Genomic DNA, 6,951 nt, shown 5'->3' with positions numbered 1-6,951 from the left:
ATTTTCTTGTACGTCGCGGTGACGAAGGATGCAGCGCAACACGGCAGTCGGCGACCTTTTGCGATGCTATCAACTTTTTATATCGTAAAAATATATAACGAATTTGGGTTGCAAAATATATTTTTTTCTTCTATCATCGTTTTTAGATGATCTAACTAATTAAAAAGTTTGAGAAATTTGTAACAAAATTTCACTTTTAAGTCTGTTTATGGAGACGATCCAGGCTAGGAAGGAGGTGATGGAGATAACATAATAAAATGCATCCGCAGTGATTTATTAGGAAAGAAAAGAGAAAAAGGAGGAATGTAATGGGAAAGAGGATTTATCTTGTTTTTTTTGTATTGTTATGTGTATCGGCATGGATCTTGGCCCTGTCTCTGCAGGTAAGGGCTGATGAAAGCGGGGATATAAAAGCGCTCAAGGCCCAGGTAAGGGAGCTTATGCAGCGGATCGATCAACTTGAAAAGAATAAAAAGGAGGCCCCCCCTTCCAACTTGAACGTCTACTGGAATGATGGTTTCCGTATCGAGTATAAAGACCCGAAGACCGACAATGAATACAAGTTCCGTTTCAGGACCGGGATCCAGCCAAGATACACCTATGTCTTTACAGACGATACCGTTGCCAAGAATACAGAAAATTACAGCAACTTCAATTTCCGCCGCATCCGTTTCTTTGTAGATGGCAGTGCACCCAACAAAGATTGGGAATATTTTGTACATGTCCAGCTTGAGCCCCAGAGTGCAGTCAATCTCCACGATGCGACTATTCAGTGGCAGAAGTATAAATTCGCCAGGGTGCAGTTAGGCCGTATGAAAATACCATACAGCATAGAGTTTTGGCAGAGCGGTTTCATGCAAAACGGCGCTGACCGCACCATATTTACAGGGGATTCAGAGGTTACCAAGGACCAATTCGGTCAGACTACCTATAATTTCCCGAGTAATAATGCCCCACTAAACGTCTCCAACCAATTGCTTGCAAATGGGTTCCCTGCCGGCGGTATGGAGCTCTTTCGTTCCCAGGGCATAAACGTGAACGGCTATGTGGACATGCTTGGCCAGAAAGATTTCCTTGCCTACTGGCTTGGTGTTTATAATGGCCGCGATACAAGAGGATTTACTAATACGGACTCCAATATGCTGTATGTGGCACGGATAGGGATTAATTTCCTGCCGGGCTCTGATCCGAGAGGTCCGATGGGGCCAAGTGGGTTTAATCACTACTTCATGCAGGGCGATTATGGCTACAACACAAAACCGCTTGCAGCCCTCGTCCTTGCCAGCTTCACAAACAGAGATAGGGTGAACAACTACTTCGACACAAAGCTCGATACCTCCAACAACAATGCAGGTACTAAAAAGACCGGAATCCATGACGTCGAAAACTACGGTTTTGATTCGGCGCTTCTCTTCAGGTATCTGGGCTTTTCCACCGACCTTGAGGCCGGGTGGGAGGAGTTCAAGCAGGATCCTGGCGACTCAAAGGGTCTGGAGCAAACATGGGACCGCTGGGCGGCCAGGGCGAATGTCGGTTACTTTATCGTGCCTAAGAAGTGGGAGGCTGTGTTTAAGGCCGCATACTTCGAGCGTATTAACAGCAACAACCTGGAAAAAAGCCTCAGAAGTGGTCTCGGTCTTGTAGAACTCAGCGATGGCTACGCGGTGGAAGACAATCTTCAGCAGTATATATTTGGTGTAAACTATTATATCCATGGCTTCAATCAGTATGTATCGGCCGATGTCCGTTGGATGCGCCGCAACTTTAATGAGATCAGTATGTCAGAGGCCAAGAGGCTCGGCTTCACCTATCCGATAAGCCATAATCCAAGCGATGAAGACGATGTCGGTGTAAGGGTTCAGTATCAATACTTCTTCTAGCAATGAAGAACTAGCAAGGGCATATTGTAGCCTCCTATTAAAAGAAAGGCCCTGCTGTTGCAGGGCCTTTCTTTATTCCAACCGTCTCAAAGATGTCATAAAAATAGTGGCCGTCGAACTGACAGTCACCGGTATCCTGATAAATCGGCCGCCGCTGGTTGCCTTTGCCCACGACCGAAATCTCAGGTATATTAAAAATATAAAATATAGTTGCGACATTCCTCCCATAAGGGCAGGGTAAGAATGGAGGACCTCCCATCAAATGGAGGACATCAAAGAGCTTCTCAGGCTTTGCGGCATTGAACATGGCTATTGGGATATCTGGGGCAAATGGCATGTTGCACAGGACGAGGCCGTGATGAATATCCTCCATGGTATGGGGGTATTGGACGGCGATGGCTATGAGGCCGCATTGTCGAGGCTCAAAGAGGACCTGTGGTTGAGGGTGCTTGAGCCGGTCAGGGTGGTATCGTTTGGCTCTCCTGTCGAGATATTGTTGACATTGCCGCATGAAAAGGATGGTTTCAGGTTCGAATGGGTGGTTTTGGAAGAGGCTGGGGTATCGCATGCCGGGGCGTTTAGGCCATCCGATCTCCAGGTCAAGGGATCGCATGAGATCAATGGCAGGCGCATCTTCCGTTATTCCCTTATGCTGCCTGTATCAATGCCCATGGGCTATCACCGCTTTTTGCTGTTTTCCGATGAAGAGCCAGGCGGTTTATCCATGTCTCTTATCGTGTGCCCCAAGAGGTGCTATGTTCCGGATGGGCTTTTCAGAGACGGCAGGACCTGGGGTCCGACCGTCGGGCTGTATGCACTGCGTTCAAGGCGTAATTGGGGCATTGGAGACTTTGGAGACCTGAAGACGGTTATTGAGCGTTTTTCAGCTTTCAGTGCAGGGATTGTGGGTACAAATCCGCTGTGCGCCCTTTCCCCCTGCGATCCGTCACACATAAGTCCTTACAGCCCGTCGAGCCGCCTTTTTTTGAATTATCTCAACATTGATATAGAGGCAGTGCCCGATTTTGCTGAATGCGAAGAGGCGAAGGCTTTGGCCGGGGGGCAGGCCTTTCAGGCCAGGCTTTCACATCTAAGAGAGGGCGGATTTGTGGACTATGAGGGGGTGGCGGGCCTGAAATTGGAGGTGCTTGAGGTGCTTTTTAGGCACTTTAAGAGAAATCACCTAGTAAACAACAGTCAGAGGGCCAAGGAGTTTTTGACGTTTAAAAAAGAAGGTGGCAAGGCGCTTAAATTATACAGTACATTTAATGCCATCAGCGAGTATTTCAAGGGACGGGACTCAGCGATCTGGGGCTGGCCGGTTTGGCCGGAGGCATATCAAGATCCAGATTCAGTCGAGGTTACAGACTTTGCATCAAAAAGAGGGGATCGTGTAGATTTTTATTGCTATCTGGAGTGGCAGGCCGAGAGGCAGCTTGCCGCTATTGGGCAACGCTCGTTCGAGCTTGGGCTCAAGGTCGGACTCTATTTGGACCTGCCGGTAGGCGTCGACAGAACAGGCTTTGATGTCTGGTACCACAAGGGACTTTTTGCACTGAATGCAGGCATTGGGGCCCCGCCTGATGCTTTCAATCCCAATGGCCAAGACTGGGGCCTGCCGCCTATAATCCCTATCAGGCTCAAGGAGTCTGCTTACTTGCCGTTTATCAAGATGCTCCGTAGGAACATGTGCCATAATGGCGCCCTTCGGATCGATCATGTAATGGGTCTTATGCGCCTCTTTTGGGTGCCTTGCAGTATGAAGCCTGACAAAGGGGTGTATGTGAGGTATCCATTTGAAGACCTCCTTGGGGTCCTTGCACTTGAGAGCCATAGAAACAGGTGTATGGTCATAGGAGAGGATCTTGGAACCGTACCTGATGAGGTGCGTTCAGGGCTTGGGGAGGCCGACGTATTCTCCACCAGGGTCTTTTATTTTGAAACCAAGGAAGACGGCTCTTTCAGGCCGCCTGCCGAATATCCGACCAATGCCCTGGTTTCGGTGACCACACATGATCTTCCGACCCTCTACGGCTTTTGGCAGGGGCGAGATGTGGAGATCAGAGACAGGCTTAATCTCTTTCCGACGAAAGAGATTAAGGGGCGTGAGATCACCTGGCGAGACAGGGCCAAGGCTTGGCTTTTTGAGGCGCTCAAAAAAGAAGGCCTTGTATCCAATGATATGTTGCGAGGCCATGAGATCGATGACAAGACCGGTCTGCCAAAAAAAATGACGCCACAGCTGGTCTTTGCAGTATATAGCTATCTTGTTAGATGCCGTTCGAAGATACTTGCGGTTCAGATGGAAGACCTGACTGGCGAGCTGGATCAGGCGAATCTGCCTGGCACGGTGAATGAGTATCCGAACTGGAAGAGGAGACTTTCAAAAGATCTTGAGGCCGTATTCGAAGATAAAGACGTCTTGCCCCTTCTTGAATGGCTTAGGCGTTCTTTTCAGTAGCCGCTCATACATTCATTTGGCCTTTGCGACCCGCTGAAGCAACACATGCCAGTACATCCAATGAAGATAGCAGATATTGACAAGACGGCCATTATTTATCAGGGAAGGGAGATCTCGTTTCCCTGGCTTCACGCCTGGATCAAGGCCTTTTCAGATCTCATTCCTGTTGGACATGGGGACAGGGTGGCTATTTTTTCCGAAAACAGGCCTGAATGGATATGTGCTGTCTATGCAGCTTGGCAAAGGGGTGCTGCGGTTGTCCCGATAGATGCCCTTTCATCTCCAACCGATATAGTGCATGTGTTCAACGATTCCATGCCGAAGGCGATCTTTACATCAAAGGTGCTTGAAAAGGTCCTGTTGGATGCCGTTTCTTCAGGTGCGAGACCCGGACATATCTTCGTATTCGAGGATTTGTCCAGCTTGGTTGTACATGGCGGGAGATTCAGCTCGGCCCTTTCGGACGACGATGCGGCCTTGATCCCATACACATCAGGGACTACGGGAAGACCAAAGGGTGTGGTGCTAACGCAAAGAAATCTCCTCTCAAACATAGAAGGCATCATAAGTACAGGGATCGCCTCAAGGGATGACCGACTGCTCTCGATCCTGCCATTTCATCATACATATCCTATAATGACGACTGTCCTGACCCCCCTCTTTCTCGGCGCCACTATCGTGATGGTGGACAAGCCGTCTTCGGATGAGATCATTACGGCCTGCAGGACCTATAAGGTTACCATATTTGTAGGGGTCCCCAGGGTCTTCGAGCTCTTTTATCGGTCGATAATGGGCCGCGTACGCAAAAATCCCATCCTTTTCATGTTTTTTATGTTGTCGAGATCCCTTGATCGGCTGGCTATATCCCGTTTCATATTCAGACGGCTTCGCGTTCGTCTGGGAGGTGCACTGAGGTATCTTGTAAGCGGCGGGGCAAGGCTCTCACCGCAGATTGCAAGAGATTTCGCTGCCCTTGGTCTCCCTGTGGTTGAGGGCTACGGGCTCACGGAGACCTCTCCCATCATCTCTTTCAATTTGCCCCGTGTCATTAAAATAGGTTCGGTAGGTAGGCCTCTCCCAGGAGTCGAAGTGAAGATCGAAGGGGGCGAGATTGCAGTAAGGGGCCCCAATGTAATGAAGGGCTATCTGAATCTGCCTGATAGGACTAGAGACGCCATAAGGGACGGTTGGTTCTATACCGGGGATCTAGGCGCACTGGACCAGGACGGTTATCTATATATCACGGGCAGAAAAAAGGACATGATCGTCCTTTCGAATGGCAAGAACATCAATCCCGAAGAGATAGAGGGTATGGTGCTTGCTACAGCGGCCTGTGTGAAGGAGGCGGCCGTTATGGAGAAAAATGGCAGACTTTTTTGTCTCGTGCGCCCTGATCTTGAGGCCTTAAAGGCAGCTAACATTAGCAATATAAACGAGTTCATTAAATGGAAGGTTATAGATGAATACAACAGGTCTGTCCCTGATTACAAGAAGATATCAGGTTTTGATGTGGTTTCATCTGAATTTCCCAAGACAAGGCTTGGGAAGATAAAGAGGCATCTGCTTGGTTCGGTTGTTACGGCGGCGAAGAGGTCTGAGAGAAGGTCAAAAGGTCCCTCTGATGAGGTATTCACTGCCTTGAGTGCATATCTCAAGGAAGTTTCCGGCAAGGAGGTCTTCCTGGAAGACCACCTTGAGATGGATCTCGGCCTTGATTCCCTTGGCAAGATTGAGCTTTTGAGCTTCATTGAAAAGACCTTCGGGATGTCTGTGACGGAAGATGAGCTCTCGCACCTCCTCCTTGTTAAGGATCTTTATGTCTATATAAAACAGGATGCTGTAAGGGTTGAAAGGGGTGAGGTCGGCTGGCGGGATGTCCTTGGTGCCGATGGGGTGGTCGATATAGATATATATGAAGGCGATTTGTCTATCCTGACCTTGAAGGCTGTATTATCCCTTACGGCCAGACCGTATTTCCGCTTCAAGGTCAGTGGCGCCGATGTCCTACCAGCGCGGCCTTTTATCCTTGCCCCCAACCATCAGAGCCTCCTTGACGGCTTTTTGATAATAGCGGCCCTTCCGTCGTACGCCCTGAGAGACAGTTATTTTATAGCCACAGAGGAATATTTTAGGTCGCCGCTTAGGCGAGCTATAGCCCCAAGGATGCATGTGATCCCGTTCGATTTGAACAGAAACCTTGCATCAGCCCTGAAAAAGGCCGCCGTCCTCCTTAGAAGGGGCAAGTCAATAGTAATCTTTCCTGAGGGTGCGCGTACAAGGGACGGAGGGCTTTTGCCTTTTAAAAAGGCCTTTGCCATCTTGAGCAAGGAGATCGGTGTCCCTGTGGTTCCGGTTGCGATAGACGGTGCATTCAGGGCCTTTCCATTAGGAAGCCTTATCCCAAGACCTTATGAGATACATTTGAAATTCTTGCCACCTGTCTTTCCGAACGGGATGGATTATGACGAGATCGTCGGTATAGTGAAGAGGTCAATAGAAGGTGCTATGAAAAAGGGCGTCGTGCTGTAAGTCTTTATCGTCGGTTTTTTATTTTTTTATTCATCCTTTCTAAAAAATCTACTTCGTTACGGTTTAATGAATTGTTTTGCA

Annotated in this window: 3 protein-coding genes; all 3 read left to right on the top strand. The window is 48.8% G+C overall.

Annotated features, from left to right (window positions below; translation table 11 throughout):
* Positions 1–308: 308 nt before the first annotated feature.
* The 3 genes from ACP5SG_RS04590 to ACP5SG_RS04580 all read left to right on the top strand — a co-directional run bounded on the left by ACP5SG_RS04590 (position 309) and on the right by ACP5SG_RS04580 (position 6,870).
* Positions 309–1,880: a hypothetical protein gene (locus ACP5SG_RS04590; protein ID WP_428122403.1), complete on the top strand. Its 1,572-nt coding sequence runs from the start codon at positions 309–311 to the stop codon at positions 1,878–1,880.
* Positions 1,881–2,142: 262 nt separating this feature from the next.
* Positions 2,143–4,341: a 4-alpha-glucanotransferase gene (gene malQ / locus ACP5SG_RS04585; protein WP_424661710.1), complete on the top strand. Its 2,199-nt coding sequence runs from the start codon at positions 2,143–2,145 to the stop codon at positions 4,339–4,341.
* Between the two features lie 45 nt (positions 4,342–4,386).
* Positions 4,387–6,870, top strand: a complete 2,484-nt coding sequence (locus tag ACP5SG_RS04580) for an AMP-binding protein (RefSeq protein WP_428122399.1) — start codon at positions 4,387–4,389, stop codon at positions 6,868–6,870.
* Positions 6,871–6,951: the final 81 nt, after the last annotated feature.

It is taken from the genome of Dissulfurimicrobium sp. (assembly GCF_049968175.1).
GTDB lineage: Bacteria > Desulfobacterota > Dissulfuribacteria > Dissulfuribacterales > Sh68 > Dissulfurimicrobium > Dissulfurimicrobium hydrothermale.
The sequence above is the reverse complement of the archived record's forward strand: the minus strand, read 5'-3'. Positions and strand labels throughout refer to the sequence as shown.

Coding starts and splice junctions, on each gene's coding strand:
- ACP5SG_RS04590 (WP_428122403.1), top strand. CDS start 309: ATGGGAAAGAGGATTTATCTTGTTTTTTTTGTATTGTTATGTGTATCG.
- malQ (WP_424661710.1), top strand. CDS start 2,143: ATGGAGGACATCAAAGAGCTTCTCAGGCTTTGCGGCATTGAACATGGC.
- ACP5SG_RS04580 (WP_428122399.1), top strand. CDS start 4,387: ATGCCAGTACATCCAATGAAGATAGCAGATATTGACAAGACGGCCATT.